Origin of the sequence: Haloplanus sp. HW8-1, from assembly GCF_023703795.1 — an archaeon.
Taxonomy (GTDB): Archaea; Halobacteriota; Halobacteria; order Halobacteriales; family Haloferacaceae; genus Haloplanus; species Haloplanus pelagicus.
The window spans coordinates 2,495,357-2,517,926 of record NZ_CP098518.1 but is presented as its reverse complement, the minus strand read 5'-3'; the positions used below and the strand labels follow the sequence as shown (position 1 = coordinate 2,517,926).

General features: G+C 65.7%; 19 protein-coding genes and 1 pseudogene. 7 read left to right on the top strand and 13 right to left on the bottom strand.

All coding sequences use genetic code 11. The annotated features are described in order from the left end of the window. Positions 1-5: 5 nt before the first annotated feature. From NBT82_RS13280 to NBT82_RS13265, 4 genes are all read left to right on the top strand, one after another. Positions 6-1,259: an MFS transporter gene (locus NBT82_RS13280; RefSeq protein ID WP_251328593.1), complete on the top strand. Its 1,254-nt coding sequence runs from the start codon at positions 6-8 to the stop codon at positions 1,257-1,259. A 44-nt stretch (positions 1,260-1,303) separates the two neighbouring features. Further along, positions 1,304-2,668 carry a phosphoribosylamine--glycine ligase gene (gene purD, locus NBT82_RS13275; RefSeq protein WP_251328592.1) on the top strand — a complete coding sequence of 455 codons (1,365 nt, stop codon included), beginning with the start codon at positions 1,304-1,306 and terminating at the stop codon, positions 2,666-2,668. Positions 2,669-2,739: 71 nt separating this feature from the next. Then, a complete protein-coding gene (gene dacZ / locus NBT82_RS13270) occupies positions 2,740-3,549 on the top strand; it encodes a diadenylate cyclase DacZ (RefSeq protein WP_251328591.1) in 810 nt (269 codons plus the stop codon). A gap of 1 nt (position 3,550) precedes the next feature. Next, positions 3,551-4,333: a mechanosensitive ion channel domain-containing protein gene (locus NBT82_RS13265; RefSeq protein ID WP_251328590.1), complete on the top strand. Its 783-nt coding sequence runs from the start codon at positions 3,551-3,553 to the stop codon at positions 4,331-4,333. Positions 4,334-4,379: 46 nt separating this feature from the next. On the opposite strand, the gene NBT82_RS13260 is transcribed toward NBT82_RS13265, so the two are convergent. From NBT82_RS13260 to NBT82_RS13215, 10 genes and pseudogenes are all read right to left on the bottom strand, one after another. After that, positions 4,380-5,282, bottom strand: coding sequence for a universal stress protein (locus tag NBT82_RS13260; protein WP_251328589.1), 903 nt, complete (start codon positions 5,280-5,282; stop codon positions 4,380-4,382). A 66-nt stretch (positions 5,283-5,348) separates the two neighbouring features. Then, complete coding sequence (locus NBT82_RS13255) at positions 5,349-5,882, bottom strand: acyltransferase (RefSeq protein ID WP_251328588.1); 534 nt, start codon at positions 5,880-5,882, stop codon at positions 5,349-5,351. 43 nt (positions 5,883-5,925) lie between these two features. Continuing rightward, positions 5,926-9,678: a hypothetical protein gene (locus NBT82_RS13250; protein WP_251328587.1), complete on the bottom strand. Its 3,753-nt coding sequence runs from the start codon at positions 9,676-9,678 to the stop codon at positions 5,926-5,928. A 67-nt stretch (positions 9,679-9,745) separates the two neighbouring features. Then, complete coding sequence (locus NBT82_RS13245; RefSeq protein ID WP_251328586.1) at positions 9,746-11,434, bottom strand: tRNA uridine(34) 5-carboxymethylaminomethyl modification radical SAM/GNAT enzyme Elp3; 1,689 nt, start codon at positions 11,432-11,434, stop codon at positions 9,746-9,748. A gap of 40 nt (positions 11,435-11,474) precedes the next feature. Continuing rightward, positions 11,475-13,526 (bottom strand): DHH family phosphoesterase, encoded by a 2,052-nt coding sequence (locus NBT82_RS13240; protein WP_251328585.1) that lies wholly within the window; start codon positions 13,524-13,526, stop codon positions 11,475-11,477. Positions 13,527-13,579: 53 nt separating this feature from the next. Then, entirely contained in the window at positions 13,580-14,173 is a 594-nt protein-coding gene (locus NBT82_RS13235) for a YIP1 family protein (RefSeq protein ID WP_251328584.1), read from the bottom strand. Between the two features lie 122 nt (positions 14,174-14,295). After that, entirely contained in the window at positions 14,296-14,862 is a 567-nt protein-coding gene (locus NBT82_RS13230) for an NADPH-dependent FMN reductase (RefSeq protein WP_251328583.1), read from the bottom strand. A 46-nt stretch (positions 14,863-14,908) separates the two neighbouring features. Next, positions 14,909-15,691, bottom strand: a complete 783-nt coding sequence (locus NBT82_RS13225) for a beta-ketoacyl-ACP reductase (protein WP_251328582.1) — start codon at positions 15,689-15,691, stop codon at positions 14,909-14,911. A 346-nt stretch (positions 15,692-16,037) separates the two neighbouring features. Beyond that, complete coding sequence (locus NBT82_RS13220; RefSeq protein WP_251328581.1) at positions 16,038-17,354, bottom strand: hypothetical protein; 1,317 nt, start codon at positions 17,352-17,354, stop codon at positions 16,038-16,040. Positions 17,355-17,512: 158 nt separating this feature from the next. Next, a pseudogene (locus NBT82_RS13215) lies at positions 17,513-18,007 on the bottom strand (site-specific integrase); the annotation flags it as partial. A 682-nt stretch (positions 18,008-18,689) separates the two neighbouring features. Here NBT82_RS13215 and NBT82_RS13210 point away from each other — a divergent pair. After that, positions 18,690-19,271, top strand: coding sequence for a DUF7342 family protein (locus tag NBT82_RS13210; RefSeq protein ID WP_251328579.1), 582 nt, complete (start codon positions 18,690-18,692; stop codon positions 19,269-19,271). A gap of 3 nt (positions 19,272-19,274) precedes the next feature. After that, positions 19,275-19,733 (top strand): hypothetical protein, encoded by a 459-nt coding sequence (locus tag NBT82_RS13205; RefSeq protein ID WP_251328578.1) that lies wholly within the window; start codon positions 19,275-19,277, stop codon positions 19,731-19,733. A gap of 395 nt (positions 19,734-20,128) precedes the next feature. Here the strand turns inward: NBT82_RS13205 and NBT82_RS13200 are convergent, their stop codons facing one another. After that, the gene (locus NBT82_RS13200) at positions 20,129-20,551 is read right to left on the bottom strand and encodes a TRAM domain-containing protein (RefSeq protein ID WP_251328577.1); all 423 of its coding nucleotides are present in this window, start codon (positions 20,549-20,551) and stop codon (positions 20,129-20,131) included. A 69-nt stretch (positions 20,552-20,620) separates the two neighbouring features. After that, entirely contained in the window at positions 20,621-20,773 is a 153-nt protein-coding gene (locus tag NBT82_RS20440) for a DUF7837 family putative zinc-binding protein (protein WP_486617157.1), read from the bottom strand. A gap of 642 nt (positions 20,774-21,415) precedes the next feature. On the opposite strand from NBT82_RS20440, the gene NBT82_RS13195 reads away from it, so the two are divergent. Continuing rightward, positions 21,416-21,616 carry a hypothetical protein gene (locus NBT82_RS13195; RefSeq protein WP_114606780.1) on the top strand — a complete coding sequence of 67 codons (201 nt, stop codon included), beginning with the start codon at positions 21,416-21,418 and terminating at the stop codon, positions 21,614-21,616. A 257-nt stretch (positions 21,617-21,873) separates the two neighbouring features. On the opposite strand, the gene NBT82_RS13190 is transcribed toward NBT82_RS13195, so the two are convergent. After that, positions 21,874-22,161, bottom strand: a complete 288-nt coding sequence (locus tag NBT82_RS13190; RefSeq protein WP_251328576.1) for a hypothetical protein — start codon at positions 22,159-22,161, stop codon at positions 21,874-21,876. Between the last annotated feature and the right edge of the window lie 409 nt (positions 22,162-22,570).

Below are 22,570 nucleotides of genomic sequence, written 5' to 3'. Positions count from 1 at the left end.
GAGCGATGGCGGACGAGACCGGCGTCCCGTGGCGATCCGGACGGCTGTATCTCCTCCTGGCGACAGCGGCGGTGGCACCCCTCGACGTGACCATCCTCGGCCCGGCGCTGCCGGCCATCGGCGACGCGTTCGGCGTCTCGAGCGCCCGGAGCGGCCTCGTCATCACCGCCTTCGCGGCCCCGGGAGCGGTCCTCGCACCCGTCGTGGGGATGTACGCCGACCGCTTCGGCCGGCGACGGGTCGTCGTCCCCTGTCTGTTGCTCTTCGGCCTCGCCGGCGTCGCCGTGACGTTGGCCACGAAGTTCTGGATCGTCCTCGTCCTCCGGGCCGTCCAGGGCAGCGTCGGCGGCAGCATCCTTGCCGCGCTGTCGATGGCGCTCGTCGGCGACTACTACGAGGGGGCCCGCCGCAACGCCGTCATGGGTGCCCTCAGTGCGGTGCTCTCGTTCAGCGCCGCCACCGGTCCCGTCCTCGGCGGCGTCCTCGCCGCCCGGTCGTGGGACGCACCCTTCGCCCTCTACGGGACGAGCGTCGTCGTCGCGGCCTTCGTCTATCGCTATCTCGACGCGCCGGCGGGGAGGGGTGACGGCGAACAAGAGGGCGACGGGCGATCCGAGTCGCGACCGACGGGGACACACGATACGTCCTACCTGCGTGCGGCGGTGGCGTCGCTCCCGGCGGCGGAGGCGCTGGCGCTGTACGGCGCGACGCTCGCCGGGTTCGCGTTCGTCTTCGGGGGCGTCCTCACCGCTGTCCCGTTCCTGCTGGAGGAGACGTACGGGCTGGCGTCGGGTCAGGTGGGGGCGCTGGTGACGGGTGCGATGTTGCTCGCGGCGGTCGTGGCCGTGTTCAACGGTCGGTTCGCTCGTCACCTGTCGAATCTCGGGCTCGTCTCCCTCGGATTCGTCGGCTACGCCCTCGGCCTCGTCGGGGTGTGGGCGTCCACCGCCGTGCCGAGCATCCTCCTCGCGCTCTCGATTTTCGGGGCGGGCCACGGCCTCGTCCTCCCGTCGGTGGCGTCGGCGCTGTCGGGGCTCGCGGGCCCCGAATTCCGCGGGGGCGTTATGAGCCTGCGGACGAGCGTCGTCCTCGGGGCGCAGGCGCTCGGTCCGCCGCTTTTTACCCTCCCCGCGGCGCGACTGGGCTACGAACTGCCACTCGGCGTCGCGGGCGTCGGCGCGGGACTCCTCGCGGGCGTCCTGTTCGTCGTCGCCGGCGGGCGGACGGGCGTCGTCGACGCGCCGGGGGACGGCCGGTAGGCGCGAAGGGCAACGTTTAGGCCGCTCCGAGGGGGTCAGCCTGTATGTCAGAGACAGTGCTCCTCGTCGGCGGCGGCGGGCGCGAACACGCCATCGCCCGCGCCGTCGCGCCGGACTGTGAGCTCTATGCCTGTGCGAGCAACCGCAATCCCGGCATCGCCGCGCTGGCCGAGGCGGTCAGGTCGATCGACGAACGCGACGCCGACGGTATCGTCGACTTCGCGACGGACGTGGGGGCCACGCTCGCGGTGATCGGCCCGGAGTCCGCCCTCGCGGCGGGCGTCGCCGACGCGCTGGCGGCGGCGGACGTCTACACCTTCGGCCCGCGGGCCGAGGCGGCGCGCATCGAGACCGACAAGGCCTACCAGCGGCAGTTCATGCGCGAACACGGCATCCCCGGCTGTCCCGACTTCGAGACGTTCGACGACACCGAAGCGGCCTGCGAGTACATCGACGGCTACGACGGCGACCTGGCGGTCAAGCCCGCCGGCCTCACCGGCGGCAAGGGCGTCCGCGTCACCGGCGACCAAGTGACGAAAGCGGAGGCGAAGGCGTATCTCCGCGACTCGGACTACGACCGCGTCGTCCTGGAGGAGCGACTGGTCGGCGAGGAGTTCACCGTACAGGCGTTCGTCGCCAGCGAGGGGTCGGAGACCCCTCGGGCAACCGGACGCAGCCCGGTGACGGACGGCGAGGTGCGGACGACCCCGGCGGTCCAGGACCACAAGCGCGCCTACGAGGGCGACGAGGGGCCCAACACCGGCGGGATGGGGAGTTACAGCGACGCCGACCCGACGCTGCCGTTCATGGACGCCGCCGACTACGACGCCGCGGTGGACGTCCTAGAAGCGACAGTCGACGCCCTCCCGACCTACGCGGGCGTCCTCTACGGCCAGTTCATGCTCACCGCCGAGGGGGTTCGCGTCGTGGAGTTCAACGCCCGCTTCGGCGACCCCGAGGCGATGAACACGCTGCCGGTCATGGAGACGCCGTTCATCGACGTGCTCACGGCCGCGCGGGACGGCGAGTCGCTTCCCGACCTCTCCTTCGTGCCGCGGGCGACTGTCTGTAAGTACGCCGTCCCGGCGGGCTATCCGACCGATCCCGAGGCCGGCGCGCGCATCGAGGTGGACGAGGGGAGCGTCGAGCGTGCGGCGGCCGAACGCGGCACCGACGCGGGCGAGGCGCACCTCTTCTATGCGAGCGTCGACGCCCGCGAGGACGGCCTCTACACCACCACCTCCCGGGCCTTCGCCGTCGTCGGCGTGGACGAGACCATCGGCGACGCGGAGGCCATCGCCGATGGTGCACTCGCGGCTGCGGGCGACGGCCTGCGCGTCAGGGAGGATATCGGGAAACCGTCGCTCGTCCAGCGACGGATCGACCACGTCGATCGACTGCGTGAGTGATAACGGTAAGCGCATGACGGGCGTGTGACGGTCCGCAAACCTTTATTTCGGCCCGTCTCCTCGTTCCGCCAATGGCGACGTTACGGGATTCTCTCGGCGAGCTCGTGGCGGACGTCGACGGTCTGTTCCTGTTTTCCCCGTCGGCTTCCTACTACGAGCGCTTCGACGACGTGGACGTGACTCGTGTGGTCGTCGACGCCGAAAATATGGTCGGCGCGGAGGACTTCGTCGAACTCCCGCTGTCGTTCGAGAACACGCGGGATCGGATCAAGTTCGGGATCGAGGGCGCGATGGAGCAGGGCTTCGTCGCCGAGGGGGATGTCGTCGCCTGCACGGCGGCGATGTTCGGCGACGATCCTGACTGTCTGGTCCGGGTGCGCGCCGACGAGTCGATGCGCTCCGGTATCTACAACCTCTTTACCGACTCCCGGGCCGAACCGGGCGTCATCCGTAACGTGATCGAGGTGGCCATCGACCTCGGGAAGAAAGGGCAGAAGGGCAAGCCCGTGGGCGCCCTGTTCGTCGTCGGCGACGCCGGCAAGGTGATGAACAAGTCCCGGCCGCTCAGTTACAACCCCTTCGAGAAATCCCACGTCCACGTCGGCGACCCCATCGTGAACGTGATGCTCAAGGAGTTCTCCCGGCTGGACGGCGCCTTCGTCGTTTCGGACTCGGGCAAGATCGTCTCGGCGTACCGCTACCTGGAGCCGTCCGCGGAGGGCGTCGACATCCCGAAGGGGCTTGGCGCACGCCACATGGCCGGCGGCGCGATCACGCGGGACACCAACGCCATCGCCATCGTGCTCTCGGAGTCGGACGGGATGGTCCGGGCGTTCAAAGGCGGCGACCTGATTCTGGAGATCGATCCGGAGGAGTACTGAGATGCAGGTCGGCACGGTTCGAGAGGCACTCACGGCGGTCCCCCTCCGGTTCTGGCTGGCCGTGGCGACGCTCGCACTCGGCCTCGTCTTGGGCTGGGTGACCCGGGTGATCAGCCGCCGCCTCCTCCGACGTGCGGGCGTCCCCGGCGCCATCGAGGGCACCACCTTCGAGCGCACCGCCCGCGAGTTCGGCACCTCGACGGTGGCGATCCTCGGGGCCATCGCGGGCTATTTCGTCTTCGGCATTGCGGTGTTCGCCGCCGTCGCCGTCGCCGAAATCGAGTACGTCGCCCAGTTCTGGAACGCCGTCGCGGGCTTTCTCCCCCAACTCTTTTTCGCCATCATCGTCCTCATCGTCGGCGTCGTCCTCGGCGACAAGGTGGAACTGCTCGTCTCCGAACGCTTCCGCGGGGTGAAACTCCCACAGATCAACGTCCTCCCCGTCGTGGCGAAGTACAGCGTCTTCTACCTGGCCGCCTTGATCGCCCTCGGACAGGTCGGGGTCGCCACCGCCGCGTTGATCGTGTTGCTCGCCGCCTACGTCTTCGCGCTCGTCTTCCTCGGGGGCCTCGCTTGCCGACAGTTGCTCTCGGCGGGCGCCATCGGCGCCTACCTCCTCCTCCATCAGCCGTACACCATCGGCGACGAGATCCGTGTCGGCGAGATTCGCGGCATCGTCCAGGAGATGGACCTGTTCGTCACGCACATCGAAGCGGAAGACAAGGAGTACGTCCTCCCGAACAACACGGTGTTCGCCGACGGGTTCGCACTGGTTCGGTCGTAGCGGCCGGTCGGGTGCCCGGGCACGTTCCGGGAAGCCACGGCAGTGGTCAGTCGTCGGCGGCCGGTCGACGGCTGTTGTTGCGCACGGACAGAACGACGCTCCCCGCGTTCGTTCGCACGGAGTGGGTCGTCGACCCGAAGATGAACTGACGGAGACGCCCCTTGGTCGGGGCGCCGACGACCGTGAGCCCGTAGTACCGGGACTGTTCGATGATCGCTTCCGTGACGCCGTCGGCCGCCAGCACCCATTTGGTCGTCGTTTCGGGACGGCCGATGCGACGATAGACGTCGTCGACGAGGTCGTTCGCCGCCTCCCGCCGACGCCGGGAGGCGTCCTCGTCGACGATGTGGAGCACGTCGATCCACGCGCCACAGTCGGCGGCGATGGCCCGAGCGAGGTCGGCGGCGACCCCCGAGTGCGGGCCGCCGGCGACCGGCAACAGGATCGACGGCACCGTCTCGTATCCGGACCGGCCGTTCACGACGACGATGTCACACTCGGCGTGTACCGCGATTGCCCCGACGATTCGCTTGCGGAGACGAGGACTGTGGGAACCACTCGGCAACACGAGCGTGTCGACGTCGTTCGCCCGAACTACCCGGAGAACGCCCGTGGCCGCGTTCCCCGTGCGGAGGAAATCACCGTCCGGTTGGGACCCTGAGTCGGCAGCCCCATCGAACAGCCAGTTCGGAAGGGTATCGTCTTCGGCGTCGCCGACCGTCCCGGGTGTCCGTTCGGTGACGGGCACCGGATCGATGACGGAAAGCGCGGCACCGGTCGCCCGGCCGAGTGTCGTGGCGATCTTGAGTTGGTCGGAGAGCGCCGGACCCTCGGAGGTGAGAAGCGGAACGAGGATATGCTCGCCGTCGAATCGCCCTGCGATCCCCGGCAGAACCTCGGGCGCGTCGTCGTCGCTGCCCAGAAACTCCCCCAGCGACGTGAGACTCATGGACCACGTGAGGTGCTCGTCTTACAAAAAACCGGACGACGATCCGGGGCGACCACGCGGTTGCGGTCACCTACCCTCGCCGGTCTCGCGCAGTCCCCCCTCGACCGGCCGCGCCGGCACGCCGGCGACCGTCGTCCCCGGCGGCACGTCCTCGACCACCAGCGAGTTGGCCGCCACCGTCGCGTCGGCGCCGATTTCGACGCCCGGAAGGACGACGACCCCCGCGCCGATCATCGCGCGCTCGCCGACTACCACCTCGCCGGTACGATACTCGTCTTGCAGGAACTCGTGACAGAGCAAGGTGGCGTCGTAGCCGACGATGGCGTCGGCCCGCAGCGTCACGAGTTCGGGCCAGAACACGTCCGGCGTCGCCTCCAGGCCGACGGCGACGCCCGACTCGACGGTCGCGCCGAGGCGCCGGAGGAGCCAGTTTTTCAGCCGCAGGCTCGGCGAGACGCGGATCAGCCAGACCGCGAGGTAGTTCACGACGACCCGGAGCGGGTGTTTCGCGTCCGTCCAGTGCCACAGCGAGTTCCGCGGCCCCGCCGCAGGATGGCGGTCGAGGCGGTCGTGTCGGCGGTCGGCGCCCGAATCGGTCACGGCCGGGCTACGGGCGCCGTCGTCTTGAAACCGTGACCCGCGGTCATCGACGCCGGCGCCGATACCGTCCCATGCCGAGCGCCGCGAGTCCCCCGAGGGCGATGCCGACCGCCACGGGGCCAAACCCGGGGCCGCTTCCGGCGGTCGTGGCCGGCGATCCCGTGGTCGTCCGGCCTCGATCGGCGGCCGTCGGCGTCGCCGTCTGCGTCGGAGTCGCGGTCGCGGCGGGCGTGGCCGTCGCCGTCTCCACCGTGAGCGAGACCGAACCGCCCTCGATCTGGCCGGCCCGCTCCGTCACCGCGAACAGCGAGAATCCGGTCGTCTCACCCACGAGCGTCGCCGTCCCGTCGGAACGACTCTCGACGGTCGTCTCGAGTGGCGACCACGAGTCGGTCGCTGCGTCGTGGTGGACGAGCTGCAGTCGCTCCGGATCGGCGTCGGTTTCGGAGAGGTCGACCCGTATCCGGAGCGTCGCCGCCTCGTCGCGCCACCCGTCGGGCATCTGGAGGTCAACGAGGCCGACGACGCGGGTCGAGGGAGCGCTCGTCCCGCTCGGCAGCGACGAGAGCGACGTCGCTCGGGCGAATCCCGTCCCCGACCCGGACGTCTCGACGGTCGCCCCGTCGATGGTACCGCCGTCGAGGTCGAAGGTCGCTGATCGGGCATTCGAGAAGACCGCGACCTGCGTGGACGACGTGCGCGTCGCGGCCGACCCCGGCGGCGCGGGACCGGCACCGCCACCGTCGGGCAGGTCGACGGACACCGTGTCCGTCCGGCCCGACGCCCCGTCGTTGCCTGCGTCGTCGGCTGCCGTTCGGAGCGTTGCCGTGTACGAGCCTTCGACGTCGGCGTCGTAGGTGAGCGTGTGCGTGTACGGCCCACTCCCCGAGACGGAGAAACTGGAGAGGGTTCGCGACTGTGGCCCGCTCAGATCGACGGCGACCGTCGAGAGTCCCTCCGAGGCGGTCGCCGTCACCTCGATGCGCGACCCGCTCCCGTCGGAGAGGTCGGCCGAAAGGTCCGTGATCACCGGCGTTGCGCCGTCGGCCTCGGCGACGTCGCCGGCGGCGACGGAAGCGACGGAGTTCCCGTTCGTGCCCGCGGTCGTCCCCGGTGAGTAGGTCACCTCGACCGGACCAGTGCCGGACACCTCGTTCGCGTCGGTCGTGATGCGCAGTTGGAGCGTGTCGTCGTCGGCCGTCGCCAGCGTGTCGACCGCATCGGCGGGCGTCCCCCCGAGCGCCCAGTCGCCGGCCGTAACCGTCGAGTCGTCGACGGCGCCCGAGAAGACGACCGTCGCGGCGTCAACGTCGCCGTCGCCGTCGCGATCCAGGGTCGTCGCCGACTGGACGACGGGCGCGGCGCCACTGGTCGTCCCGGCGAACGTCTCCGACCCACCGACCGCGTTCCCCACCGGATCGAAGAGCGAGTCGGCCGCGAGGGTCACGTCCGGCGTCGCGTCGCTGCCCGAGAGCCCGGACACCGTCAGGCGGACGGCGTCGTCGTCGGCCGACACGCCCGTACTCACGCCGTCGACGCTCCCGGAACTCAGGGAGAACGCCGACTGATCGAGGGTCGAGGCGCCGTCGTCGAGCGACTCGGAGAGCGTCACGTCGATGCGGTCGATATTGCCGTCATCGTCGGCGTCCGCGGTCGTGGCGCCGGTAATCGTCGGCGGCGCGCTGTCGGCGGCCGTCAGCGTCTGAGGCGGGTTGCTGTTCGGCGTCCCGGCGTCATCGGTGATCGAATTCCCTGCGAGCGTCACGTCGGGCGTGACACTCGTGTCCGTCGGGAAGCCGTCCACGACCAGATTCACCGAATCCGCCGACAGCGGGACCATGACCGAGTCGACCGTTCCGGTGGTCGAGGCGAAGTCGCCCGCCTGTATCGTGCCGCTGTCGACGGTTTCGGTGAACGACACCACCAGCCAGTCGACGGTGCCGTCCGAATCCGTATCCTGCGTTCCCACCGACTCCATCAGCGGCCCCGCGCCGTCGGCGACGGTTCGGTCGGCGAAGGAAGGCGCGCCTTGGCCGACCGAGTCGACGACGCTGTCGCGCGTGCCGGCCGACTGATCGTACGACAGCGTCAGGTCGAGGGCGGTGTCGTTCTCCGGGGCCGTCACGGATAGTTCGACGGTGTCCCCGGTCACCCCCGCCGAGTCGAGGGTGACGTTGCCGGCGTCGGTACCGCCCAGCGTGTAGTCGCCGACCTCGGGCGAACTCGCCGACACGTCCTCGCTGTAGGTCAGGTCGATCCGGTCGACCGATCCGTCACTCGACGCGTCGATCGATGTCACTGCGGTCACCTGCGGCGCGGCGGCGTCCACCGCGGCAGGCGAAGTGGTGTCGACCATCAGGTTGCCCGCGGCGTCCTGCACGTCGGTCCCGCCGCTCACCGCGTACGACAGCGTCGGCGTCGCGCCCGTGTCGGCAGTCGAGCCTTCGGAGAGCGTGATCGAAACGGAGCCATCGCCGTCGTCGCCGCTCACGCCGGAGACGGTCCCCGAGAGCCCGTTCGCCGATCCGATCGAGAAGTCGGACGCCTCCACAGTTCCGGACGCGATCGACTCCGTGTAGGTCACCTTCAGGACGTCGACGTACCCGTTCGCGTCCAGATCGTCGGTCACCACGACGGAGAAGGTCGGCGCCGCGCCGTCCGCGACGGTCCCGACCGTCTGCCCGCCGTTGGCATTCGTCCCGTCCGAGAGCGTCCCCGATGCGAGGACGAGGTCGCTGAGCGTGACGCTCGTGTCGTCGGTGGGCGTTCCGCTCACGCCGACGACGATGCCATCGTCGTCGGCCATCGTCCCGGTCGACGCCGACCCGACCGTCGCATCCGTCACCGAGTCGAAGGTGGTCGAATCGAGGGTGGACGCGGTGTCGGAGAGCGGCTCCGAGAGCGTCGCGTTCACCTGATCGACCGTCCCGTCGGCGTCCGTGTCGGCCGTCTCGGCGGCGACGATGGCGGGTGCCGCGCCGTCGGACGCCGTAACCGTTACGTCGCCGGTGGCCGGGCCAACGTTGCCACCGGTGTCCGACAAGCTATCTTGCAGCACCGTCACGTCGGGCGTGATCGCGGTGTCGTTCGACGTCGCACCGTCGACTTCGAGGACGAGCGTGTCGTCCTCGTCGGCGACGTCGGTCACGCCGGCCACCGACCCGTCGCTGATTCCGAAGTCGCTCGCGTCGACCGACGTCGAGCCGACCGCCTCGTCGAACGTGACCGTCACGTTGTCGACGGTGCCGTCGGTCGTGTTGTCGTGGGTCGTCGCCGACTGCGGAACCGGCCCGTAGTCGGCCGTCACCGACGCCGACGCGCCGTCATTCTGCCCGTCGAGGTCGACGGTCACGCTCGCCGTTCCGCCGTCCTGGACCTGCAGGGTGTCCGTCGAGTCGTCGGTCGTCGTCGCGTTGACGGTGAACGAGCCCCAGTACTCGCCGTCGCCCCCGGTCGGATCGTCGCCGCTCCCGTCGTCGCTCAAGGTGACGCTGATCGACCCGCCGCTCCCGTTGGTCACCGTCACCGTCTCCGTCGTCCCGTTCGTGGTACTGTCGTTCGCGTTGATGTAGACCGTCTGCCCGTCGGTCGCAGTGCTGATCTGGCTCCCGTTGACCCCGTCGTACATCGCGACGTCGTCCTGTGCCGCCGCCACCGTCCCCACGAACGGCGTGGCGAGACCCACGACGACGAACGACGCGATCAACACCGCAAGTGCCGCTCCGGTTACGGTGGTGTGGCCGTCACTGCGACTCCGCGTCTCTCCGTTCGCCCCGGCACTCATGGAACGTAACACTACAACAGTGTGATTCGACCCGCCGATTAAACTTTCCGGGCGAGCGACCCGCGGATCCGAAGGCCGGTCAGTCCGACCGCGCCGGCGACCGCCGGCCGAGACGCTTCGAGACGTACGGCCCGTCCTGGTGATAGCCGAGTTTGTCGCGGTAGTACCGACGGACCCCGATGCCGCTGATGACGCTCAGTTTGTCGAAGCCGGCCTCGGCCGCCAGTTCCTCGGCGCGCGCGAGGAGGCGACGGCCGTAGCCACGGTGTTGCCAGTCCCCATCGCCCTCCTCGCGGATGCCCGCCTCGCTCCCGTAGACGTGGAGTTCGCGCACCAGTGCGGCGCCGTCGAGTTCGCGCCGGACGGGATCGTTCGGAAACCGCAGGCGACAGAAGCCGATCAGCAGGTCGGCCTCGGGATCCTCGACGCTCAGGAAGTGTTCGGTGCCGCCGCCGGCCTCGTAGGTCAGCACGTCGAGTTCGATTCGGTCGGGGTCCGGGTCGGCGTCGTTGTGTCCGACCTCGCGGGCGCGGATGTCACGGGGCGTGATCCCCTTCTCGTCGGCGCGCTGAGCGGCCAGTTGCCGCAGGTTCGACTTCCAGACGCCGGCGTCGATGTGGTCGGCGGGGATATCGCGTTGCACCCGCTGGAGGCGTGTGTACTTCGGGATCATGCCCATGACCTCCGCGACGAGGTCCGCGGCCTCGTCGTTGTCGAGCGGATCGAAGTCGTCCCGGCGCCACATGTCGTAGGTCCGGGTGCCGCGGACCACGAGCGTCGGGTAGATCTTCAGGTAGTCGGGGCGCCAGCGCGGGTCCTCGAACAGTTGCCGGAAGTCCTCCAGACACATCTCCGTCGTCATTCCCGGCTGGCCGGGCATCATGTGGAAACCGATCTTGAACGCGGCGTCGCGCAGGCGGCGGTTGGCGTCGATTGAGGCCTGGACGCCGTGGCCGCGGTGCATCTCGCGGTTGATCCGCTCGTAGGTGGTCTGGACGCCCACCTCCACCTTCGTGCCGCCCAACCGGAGCATCCGGTCGATCTGTTCGGGGCCACACCAGTCGGGTTTGGTCTCGAAGGTGGTGCCGATGTTCCTGACGTCGGCCGTCTCGTTCTCGGTGATCACGTCCGCCAGATATCGAAAGTCGGGGTCGTCCTCGGCGAAACTCCGGCCCTCCGCCGGGTTCGGGATCGAATCGGTGTCGTAGTCGTTGAGCGCCTCCAGCGCTCGCTTGACGAACCACTCCTGATAGTCGTGGCTCCGCGCCGTCATGGTCCCCCCCATCAGGATGAGTTCCACCTTGTCGACCGGATGGCCGATATGTCTGAGCTGTTCCAGTCGTAAGGTCACTTGGCCGTAGGGGTCGTAGTCGTTCTGCTCGCCCCGGGCTGCAGCGGGTTCGTGGCCCGTGTAACTCTGGGCGCTATCGAACTCGGAGGCGGGACCGCCGGGACAGTAGAGACACTTCCCGTGGGGACACATGTGCGGCGCGGTCATGATGGCCACGGGCGAGACGCCCGAGGCGGTGCGAACGGGTTTCCGCCGGACGACACTCTGCACCTCGTCGCGACGCTCGTCGGGGGCGTACTGCAGGATGTGGGCGTTCTTCGGAACCTTCGAGGCGCCGTGTTCGGAACAGGCGTCGAGTTTCGCCGACTCCAGACCGTCGCGGTCCAGGTCGCCGTCGAGGATGCGCTCGACGAGGTCCTCACAGACGCGGTCGAACGCCTCGCTCGTGGCGGCGACGCCCTCGCCGGAAGCAGTCATTCGTTGTTTCCTCGTCGGGTCGCGAGGTTAAGGGTATCGCTCAGAGCCGGTCGACGGCGGCGTCGACGACGGCGTCGACGGCGGCGTCGCGGCGTCCCGAGAGGAACTCGATGCGGCCGTCACGGACGCTCGCGGCGACGATACCGGCGTCGGGAGCACGGTCCGCGGCGTCACTGGCGACACCGCGGAGGTCGAGGTCGTCGTCGCTCCGCAGGTAGAGTTCGTCCGTGCCGACGCCGACGGTCAGGTCGGTGCCGTCCCCGCTCCGGCGACGGTGAAGTTCGTCGAGCAGAAGCCCCGTCGGCGGGAAGTCGAAGCGGTGGGTGTAGGCGTCGGTGTCGAGGACGTCGACGACGACGTCGCCGTCCTCGCGGCGGTCGAGATTGGCCGTCGCGGTGTCGACCTCCGTGTCGAGTTTCTGTCGGAACTGCTCGCTGATGTGGCCGGCGAGGCCGCCAGCGTCGTCGAACAGCAGATCCGTGATGAGTTCACGCTTGTCCTCGTAGGACTGGTAGTACGCCTCCAGCGCGATGGCCTCACGGAGTTCGCGCGTACGGTCCGCGTCGTAGCCCGCCTCGGCGGCGAGATCGAGGGCGGACTGCGGGGCGCCGTCCCAGTAGGAGACGGCGGGGAGATGCGAGAGGTCGGCAGCCACGTCGGGACCGACAGTCGCTGCGAGCGTGGCCGCGAGCGCGCCGGTCGAGAGGTCGGCGGCGTCGACGCCGGCCAGGCCGGGGTTGACGATGGCCTCGCAGTCGTCGGCGACGGCGGCGTCTGCCACCTCGGCGTCGACGACGACGCGTCGGGCGCCGTAGATGCCGAGCAGTCCCAGGCCGTCGCTCGACTCGACGGTACTGCCCGTGCCGACGAGCAGGACCAGCGGGAGTTTCTCGTCGTGGCGGTCGCGGTCCTGGAGCATCCGCGTCACGTCGTTCGTGGCGTCGTCCATGTCGTAGACCGACCCCTCGAGCGGCCGGCGTGTGAAGTAGTGGTACTCGGCGTCGGCGGCGGCGTGTTCCTCGCGGATCAGCGGAAGGACCGCACGCTCGATGGCGGCGCCGGCGACGTAGCCGTCGGCGGTCGCGGCGTGGCGGACCACCACCGGACGGGATTCGAGCACCGCCCGCCGGATCGTCTCCGCGGCGTCGCGCAGTGATTCTTCGACCGCGTCGACCGCGTCGTGGTCGATCAGCGTCGTCACCGAGTCCGGACGGGCTTCTGCCGTCAGCGCGTCCGCGAGTCGTTCCTCGATCGTGGCCGCCTCGTCGTCGGTCAGGATGTCGAGGTCCTCGGTCTCGACCTGGAGTTCGTCGTAGCGCTCTTCGACCTCGCCGTCGAGGCGGACGATGCTGCCGACCTCGACGTCGGGGTAGGCGCGGACGCCCGCCTCGACGAAGGCCGCGCAGTCGACCGCGCCGGTCCCGTCCCGGAGTTCGAACACCGTCGGACCGCTGGTCTGACGGATGCCGACGACCTCGCCGTCGAGACGAACAGTCTCGCCGACGCGGTCCGAGAGCGACGCCACGTCGACGCGCTCGGGGGCGCCGTCGGCGTCACGATCGGTCGCCGTCGTGGCCGCGTCGGTCGTCGGGGTGTCGTCCGTCGCCCCGGCCGCGTCGGCCGACTCGTCCGGCGACGCCGAGTCCACCGCCACGTCGTCGCCGTTCAGCGCCTCGTCGTCCCGCGGGGCCGGCGTCGTCTTGACGGGACCGGAAGGTTCGTCGTCCGACTCCTCGGTCGATCCGTCGATCGGGTCGCCGTCGGCGTCACCCTCGGGGTCGTGGATCTGTGCGCCCCGGAACTCGCGGGTGGACTGGCGAATCGACCACGCGAGGTCGACGTTGCCGTTGTCGCGAACGTTCTTCACCTGGACGAACACGGTGTCGCCGGGCTCCCAGTCGAGACTTTCGAGCCGGCGGTCGACTTCGCTCCGGTGGAGCAGGCCGGTCACGCCGGGTGAGAGGTCGACGAACACGCCGAAGTCGGCGAAGCCGTCGACCGTTCCCTTGTAGTACCGTCCCGAAACCAGTTGGTCCGGGGTGGAGCCGCGGAAATCAAACCAAACGTCCTCTTCGTGGGTGATCCAATCCATTGATGGAATCGAACAGCCGCAACGTAAAACGATTGTCGAAACGACTCGACGGTCTAAACGATGTACCAGGCCCGCAGGAGGACGCCGAGTGCGTCGAAGCCGCCGAAGCCGTAGCCGAAGAGGAGCGCGGACGGGAGCGCCGCCGCGAGGGCGGCCCGACCGGTCGTAGTGTCGTGGACGACCCGAAGCCCGACCACCAGGAGCGCCGCGCCGTAGAGACAGCAGACCGCCCGGAGTTCGGGGACGGGAACCGCAGCCAGGGGACAGGGCGCCGTCGCGTAGGCGAGGGTCTGCACCGTCTCGCTGACGCCCGCCCGATCGCGGACGGTCGCCATCAGCGAGAGGGTCTGGATCGCCGCAAGCAGGTGGAGGGCGGCGGGGGCGATCAGGACGGCCACGAGGAGGACGACCACCGCCGCCCGGGGTACCCCGGTCGCGGGGAAGCGGCGCGGATCGAGGAGGGCGAGGCCGAGGGCGTAGGTCACGGCGATCACGATGGCGAAGACGAGACCGGGCGCCTGGTCACCGGGAGCCACCCCGTGACGGAAAAACCGCCGGGGGCGAATCAGCACCTCGACCCACGCGCGGGCGATGCCGCGCGGTCCGCGGTCCCGCCCACCGCGGGGATTTTCGACCCACGTCGTCACGGGAGGGTCTGGGTGGTCGGTCGGCAAATGGGTTCTGATTCAGACGGGTTATTGTAAGTCATCACCGGCGGTTCGGCGGACCGTCTCGGCGAACCACCGGTGAACAGTTACAATAATCCGTATCAGCCACCCACGTTCTGGTCGCTCTCGAAGGTCGCCGGCTCTGGTTCGATGGCGGCGTACTCGACGACTCGGCGGCCGAGGGTGTGAACGCGCCCCGCCAGTCCCTCGTCTACGAACGCACCGTCCGCGAAGGCCGCGGACGCCCGCGGGATGGCCGCCTGGTGTGGGAGCACCCACGCGTCGAGGGCGCGACACACCGACCGCAGATGTTCGAGCGCCGTGATCGGGAAGGCGCCGCCGGCGACGCCGAGCAGACCGACCGTCTTGCCCTCGAACTCGTCGAACCCGCAGTGGTCGATGGCGTTTTTCAGCACGCCGGAGTACGATCCGTGGTACATCGGGGAGCCGAGTAGGAGGGCGTCGGCCGCGCGGACCTGCCGGGAGAAGGCGGCGGCATCGCCCTGCTCGTTCACGTCCGGATCGAGAGGCGGCAGGTCGAAACTGCGGAGGTCGAGTAGCTCCGTCTCGGCGCCGGCCGTCTCGGCGGCGTCGAGGGCGTGGTCGAGCGCGAGTCGGGTGTAGCTCTCCGTCCGAAGACTGCCGGCAACCGCAGCGACGGTGACCATGCATCGGGGTTGGCCGCCACGCTCAAAGCTCCCTCGGTGGGACCGCTCACCACTCCAGTCCGCCGTTGACCCCGAGCACCTGTCCGGTCATGTAGCCCGCGTGGTCACTGGCCAGAAACCGGACCATTCCGACGATGTCTTCGGGGTCGGCGAACCGATCGAGGGGAATCTTCTCCCGGATCCGATTCTGGACCCGTTCGGGCACCTTCTCCAGCATGTCCGTCTTGACGAAGCCGGGGGCGACACAGTTGGCCGTCGACCCGGATGCGGCGAGTTCGAGCGCCAGCGTCCGCGTGAACGCGAACAGCCCTCCCTTGGAGGTGGCGTAGTTCGCCTGGCCGTAGTTTCCCTGCTGGCCGACCACACTGGAGATGTTGATCAGGCGTCCGTGGTCGGCCGATCGGATGTCCTCAAAAAAGGCCTTCGTGCAGTTGAACGTCCCGCCGAGGTTGACATCGATGACCGTCTGCCAGTCGTCGTGGGTCATGTTTTCGAACTTCCGGTCGATGGTGATGCCGGCGTTGTTGACCAGGACGTCGACCGAGCCGAGTTCGTCGCGGACCTCCGCAGCCATCCGCTCGACCGCCGCGGGGTCGGAGACGTCACCCTGCGCGCACATCGCCGTCTCGCCGGCCTCCTCGATCCGGTCGGCCACTGCCCGTGCCTCCGCGTCGGAACTGCGATAGTTCACGACGACCTCCCCGCCACAACGCGCCAGTTCGAAGGCGATCTCTCGACCGATCCCACGGGACGCCCCGGTGACGACGCAGGTTCGATCCGCGAGCGGACGCGGGTCCATCGGTTCCAGCCGTTGAGTCGTTTCGGACATGCGTTCCTCTAGTTTATCATACTGATTGTTAACTATTCACGCCACCGTGGGCCGTCCGCGACGACGAGGAGGTACGTAATTAGGTCGCGTGACCACTCTCGTTCGATCCGGAACCACGTCGTGAACTAATGTGGCCCGTAGTGGGATGAGACGCCCCGGTAGCGTTCATTCGGGCCGTACTCCGGCCAAGAGTGCTTCTTTCAGACGTCGTCGACGTTGTCCTGATCCAGTTTTTTCTCGCCCGACTTCGACAGGAACAGCCACGGACGCGCATTGTCCGACCGACACAAGACCTCGCCGTCTTCGAGTGGTCCGGTAACCGTCCGGACGTGCGCCCTACCCGGAATCAGACCGCATCGAAAGCGTTGGCGGTCTGCTGACAGGCGTCGGGGGTTGCTCGCGCGATGGCCGCCGTGATGATATACTCCTCCATGATGTCGTCCAGATTCGTGGCGGAGACCTCCGCCCGTCTCCGATATCGGTCGAGTTCCTGGTCCGCGTTCGAAACCCGCCAAGAGACATCGCTGAGTACCGTCCGCGCGAGGTCGGCGTTCGGACTGTCCGCGAGTGCGGCGTCGAGAGCGTCGTATGCGGCGGTACGGGCATCACGGACCACACCGGCGTTCTCGGCACTAGTGATCTCTCCGGCCTCGATGCGTTCTTGGACGCGCTCCAGCGCCCGGAACCTCGTCAGGCGGTCCGTGAGGTCCACGACTGCACTAGCCGGGCCGTGCGCGTCCGCGACGCTGTAGGGCCCCCGATCGAGCCCTCTGCGGAGTTCGTGAACGACCTCTTCAGTGAGCCCCCACTTCTCAGCAGTCGGCTCCGGCGGCAGGTCGGATCGCCGCGAGCGGGTGTCCGCGGATAGCACTTCAGCGGCCCGGGCGAGGTCGTCGGCGACGGTTTCCGTGTCGTCGGAGAGCGATTCCCTGAACCGTTCGTCAAGATGTGCGGCGTCGTCGAGATATGCCTGCGCGGATTCGACCGTCTCGCCCCACTCTGCGACGGTCAGCAGTTCCCTCTCGTCGTGAATACGCGGTCGGTCGGCGTCGGTCACCCGGTCCAGCCACTCCTCGATGCGAGCGTGTACGAGTGCTGCCTTGATCGGGTCCCTGCCGACGTACTCGTGATCCTCCCGGAACGACTGTGCGTCGGCGACGACACTCCGGTGTGCCCGGCGGAGCGGGCCGACCGACAGTCTACGCTCCGCGACGGCCCACCCGGCGGCCGCGTACCGTGCGTGTCCCCGGGCGTCACGGAGCGACTGGAGTGCCACCAGATCGGTTCGGGCGGTCCGGGCCTCGTCGAGACCGTTCGTCGCGGTGTCGGCAGCGTCGCTGAGGTGGTCCCGGACGTGTCCGTTCGGGACGTCGTCCGGGCCGAGCGGTATCGGCAGGGACGCAAGCAACTCGTTGATTCGGTCTCGACGCCCAACGAAGTAGGCGGGGTCGACATCGACGGGGACCGACGGCGCGACGACCGGTTCGGGCACCGAACCGGCATCAACGTCGGGTAACTCGACGGTTCTGATGGTCGGGTCGTTGCCACTAGTCGGACTATCGATGGAGCTACAGCCGGCGATGGCACTCACACCAGCCGCGGCAAGCAGACTCCGGCGCGTCATCCCACGGGAGCTGGTGTTGGACGCTGTCTCGTCCTGCATCACTGTTTACCCCCAGTCGAGGTGTTGGTCTCGCTCGGGTTTCTCGACCGCGTACTATCCGATATCGATCGGGGGGACCCACTTTCGCCTGTGGCTCCCGACCCCGATCCACCCGGCCGACAGACACCGGTCCCGATCGATGTGGATCCGGCCCTGATGTCGTCGGCATCGAGGGCGTGAATCGCACCGACTCGCATCATCGTGTGCCACATCAGTGCGATGACCACGTGAGGACGTGAGGCGTATTCGTATCGCTGCAGGTAGTTCAGCAACTCCTCGGCGCGGTCGTCTTCCAGCATTTCGTCGCGGACGTTGTCGTCGCCAGTCAGAGTTGGCGATCTGATTTTCACGTGCAGATCCTCCGGTGCACCGTCAATCGATTCAACCCACCTTATGAAGACCCGAAGCGTGTCCATCTGAGTTTTCTCGGTCGCTGGTGCTAGATCACCTTCGTCACGCCGCCACAGCCGAAATCGGTGCAGCTTCCGTCCAGTCAACTCGTTCAGATTCGAAATCTCTTCCTCAGCGCACCATCGGACGAAGTGTCCGAGACGAGACCGATGCGAGTATATCGTCGCCTCGGTCACGTTATTTTTCCTGTCTGCTAGGTACAGTTCAAGCGCGGTGTCCGGTTCGATTGGTTCGAGACTCATGTTTACGGCTGCGAACCGAGGCTCAAACCGCCGATCTCAGGGTGTCGATTTCGACCGTTTCAGGCCCAGCAAGGGACTTCGTTCAGCGACCGACCGAGCGCCTGCAGCGCCCATCGCCGAATTTTCGTTCGTAATCGCACGACAGCGTCGGGATGGTCGTCGATATCACCGTCTCTGAGTGCAATGCCGTTGCTTTCGTTCGGCCACTGAACGATTCCGATTGACGGCGGTTTCGTCCTCTGGTTCGCCGCCTCTACGGCGTGGCGCATGGCTGCTAATCATTGGGTCATTGATGTCTCTCGGCTGCAATCAACTGAGCCCAGCAGTATTGAGAGCTGAGAGTGGTTGGTCACGAGCCACCTACTATTGCTGATTGAGGGTTGTCTTCGTAGTCCCCGCTCCGGCGGATAGATTTTAATACTACGTTTCAATTTGGTCAAATGAATCGGGAGCGACATTTTATTGGAATTCGTGAATGAGATGTGTCGGTTTTAGTGGAATGATCATAGCAATAATCACGGGTCCCTTGAACTACCCCGCCGTCGGTGACGCACGAATACTGTAACCGCCTCACGACGACGCGTCCGCGGGTAGAGCCCTCAAACACGGGGTTCGAGTTTGCTCTAGTTACCCTCGGCCGAGGCTGAGGCGATGGCAAAGGAGTAAATCCGCTATAGGACTAATGGACTCAACCTATATTAAGACAAAGCCCGAACGATATTGTATGACCGAAGACGAGTCGAACTCCGAGAGCTTGATCGAACGCCAGACCACGGGTGAAGACCGGGTTCGGATGACCGCCCGGCAGCTGTCGGAGCCGCGGACGGCCAACTGGATCGCCTCCGAAGCGGGCTGGTCACACGAACCAACCAAGCGCGTCCTTGAACGGCTCGTCGACGACGGTATTCTCCATCGTGACGAGAGCGGCACCCACACGACGTACTACCCTGATTATCGCCGTCAGGCGATGCAGGAAGCGATGCGTCTTCGAGACAGTGGGCACACTGTCGAAGAGCTCACCGACCGTCTCGCCGATATGAAGACGCAGATCCGCGACTGGGAAGACGAATTCGACGTTGAGTCACCGAACCAACTTCGCGGAACGCTCGCTGACGAGTCCCTTGACGCTGACGAGGAAACCCGTCGCCGTGAGATTGCCCGTGAGTGGGAGCACCTGCAGCGACGTATCCAGATCGTTGGCTTCGCCATCCGCGAATGGGACTTCCTCACTCCAACGACAGAATCTGCTGAGGCCAACAGCTAACGGATGTCTGTCCCGCATCTAGGTGGTGATCCGAACGCGAACCTCTATGCTCAGCTGAAGCGGGACGTCCTCGATCGTGTACCACAGATTGCAGCGGTCGAGTTCGTTCCGGATGATATCGAGGCCAAGCAGCTGCGAGTGATTTTCGATCCGGGCCGCCTTGATCCCCCGACAGGCCCTGAATCACCTGAACTCACCATCAAGTGGTATCGACAGGATCCGGACGATTGGTTCCGTATCAACTACACGGACCCGAATACGGGCTTTCACGCCGGCTGGCACCAGGACGAGGACCATCCCGATCTCGGGCAGGCGCATTTTCAGTACTCAACCGCCGATACCGGGGACCGCTGGGGGATTACGTTTGAACACGAAATCCCTTCCCTGGTCCTTTGGGAAATCATCGAAGAGCTTCTCGAGGACGTCCGTCCGACCTACCAGTACGCGAACGAAGAATCATGACTCCCGGCACACCTCGAAACCGTTCCGATTAGTCACTTCTGGCGGAGCCGACAGTGGTGGCCGTTGATCTGACGCCAGCAATGGTCCAACATACTGACAATCGCTCAGTCGGTGGCCGTCCCGATTCGTCTCCCCAATTCCGGAGCGAACAACTCGTATGTCCGGCGGAGATTCCGGTACACGGACGGGTATATACGACCGATAGGACTTCGAATTTGCTACCCAGTTGGGCACACCATCCACGCCTCCTATTTTCCCAATACAGTCCGGACATTTTGCTGATTACACTCTCTGTATCGGTCACGCTATTTCTGGCAGGTAGCCGGTGCGTATCCGCTGTGTCATCGGAGCGGAATACTAACAGTTCTCAAGTGTGGTGACCGCACAGCGAGAAATCACTCGTAGTAACTCAACCGGTCGACGACCTCAGCGAAAGCGACGTTTTGTCGTACATCGGTGATCTCAATGTTGACTCGCTCACTCTTTTTGGTATCAGGTACGATTACGACGAAGCCACGTTCAACTCGAGTGATGCCATCACCCTGTTCGCCGAGGTCTTCAATCTCGACTTCCCGAGTCTCACCTTCCTCAACTGGTGGCTCCGGTGGCTGACGCTGTTGCTGTGATTCCGGTTCAGCCTGTTCGGTCTGTTCCGACTCGCTCTGTGTCGGAGAAGATACGAGTGCGACGCGATATGTTTCTCCTTGCTGTAGGTCACCCAGTTGCAGTTCGCGCTCGGGGACCTCAATCACGGACGACCCGTCCTGTTCTACGATCGAGGCTGAAAACAAACATTCGAGTTCTTCAGAAATCTCCATTAGTTGGCCTCTCAGCAGGATAATAGAGCAGAACACTTGATTCTACTGTCGCAACGCAGTCCTGAATGCTCACTCGGACCTTACGACATCATCGCAAACTGGACACTCTGCCAAGATTCTAGTCGTCCAATCGTCTTTCTCATATTCGACTAAGATATGTGCAGCAGAAATACTCTCATCACACTCCAGACATCGCCCGTGTTTCGGAGTCTTGCCGGTTATCAGGGATAGGAGAGAGCCTGTGAGGCGTTCCTATAACTTACCTGTATGGCGACTCAACCGCTTTGTATACCTCTCAGTATGCCTCCAGCAGATGCTACTCGACCGGATCCCGACGACATCCAAGGCCATCCACCCATCCAGTGCGAGGACTGTGAGTCCGCTCTCCACAGCCGCGACGACGACAGTGTTTCCTTCCTACTTCTGGATCAGCTTACCATCCCTATCATCGGTTGCGGAGACCACGTCGACCAGTTCGTTTCTATCTGCGAACTCACTACTACTGGTAGAGCAGACATCATAGGGCATCGACCGGCAGGAGGTATCCGCTGCCCCAGTTGCCAGCTCGCACACTACAATCTACATCAGCCAGTAATCCCGATCCACACCGGAGCAGTCGCCCTCATGGCCTGCCCACAGCACCAAACAGAAGTCCTCAACCGCTTCCAATCAGGGCTGGAAACACAGCAACATCTGACATCCTCCATCGACACATCACTATAGGCTGGGAAACTCAATCGCCCAGTATAATTTGAGTTTATTGGTGCGGTTGTGATGGTTTATCCTGTCAAGCACGCGTGTCGTAAAGAACATTTTATACTCGAATGCGAAAGGCCAAACGTCGCTCTCCCGTACTATCAGTTAATGAGTGAGTCAGAAGACACTGCCACTAAGCCACAAATATCAGTTGCAGTTGTAGACGAGTCACACACGAACGAGATTCCCGACAATATTGACTCGGATCTATATACAACAACAAGACCAGAGTCATCGTTGGTTGAGTTTACGGTTGACCCTGATGGAGAACTGGCGGAGGCACTCAGGCGGAACGGATTCGACGTGTGAACTAATCCACTATCGATCGGCTGTCGTGTCCGATCAAGGCGTCCTCACGGAGTTCTCATATCAGGTTGTGCTTGAGAATGGCGGTGAGGTGATCATCGTTAGGCAGTCGGGCGAAATCACAGACCTCGGATCCACTGATGTGCGCGAACCGAGGTGGCTTGGTGATGCCCGTGCCGCCACGAACTAACAGCTAATCTCTCTTCGGGATCTGCGTTCTCAGGAGCACTACTTGTGACTCTTGCAGCGCAATCTAGGCCTCACACTTCGGCGTTGGCCTCGCTCTTCCCTGTCTGCTCTGAATGGTCATCGTCGCCCGCTACCTCAAAGTCATCAATCGTGTGGTCCCGCCGACTGAGCCGTTCGGCGATCAGAAATTTCCGGAGGCGATCAAGTTGCTCCCAGTGGAGATGTGGAGGTGGATCCGCATCCAACTCATTGAACCGCTCGATAACCACGGTATTGACGAACCGATCGAACTCTCCGCAAACGCCGCACGTGCGGGAAAGATGTGAAACGTCGAATTCACGCGTGACGGTCTCGTCCATACAGGTGATACAGCGGTACTTCGAGGAGTGGCTCACATCTATTCTTTGAGGAGGGTCGCCTTGTATTCACGGATCGAACCCGGTGCGATGGAAACGGATCCTCGATCTGCGATATGCGAGTCGTCTCTCGGAGTGTCAGCGACCGAGACCGACATATCCTTCTCAGCGGTGTATTCAGAACCCCCGATTTCGACCGTCTCAGGCCCATCAAGGGACTTCGTTCGCCGACCGAACGAGCGCCTGCAGCGCCCATCGCCGATTTCTCGGTCGTAATCGCACGACAACGACGGGGTGATCGTCGATATCATCGGCTCTGAGTGCACTGCCGTTGATTTCGTTCAGCTACTGACCGATTCCGACCGATGGCGGTTTCGTCCCGCGGTTCGCTACATCTATACCGCAATCAGAT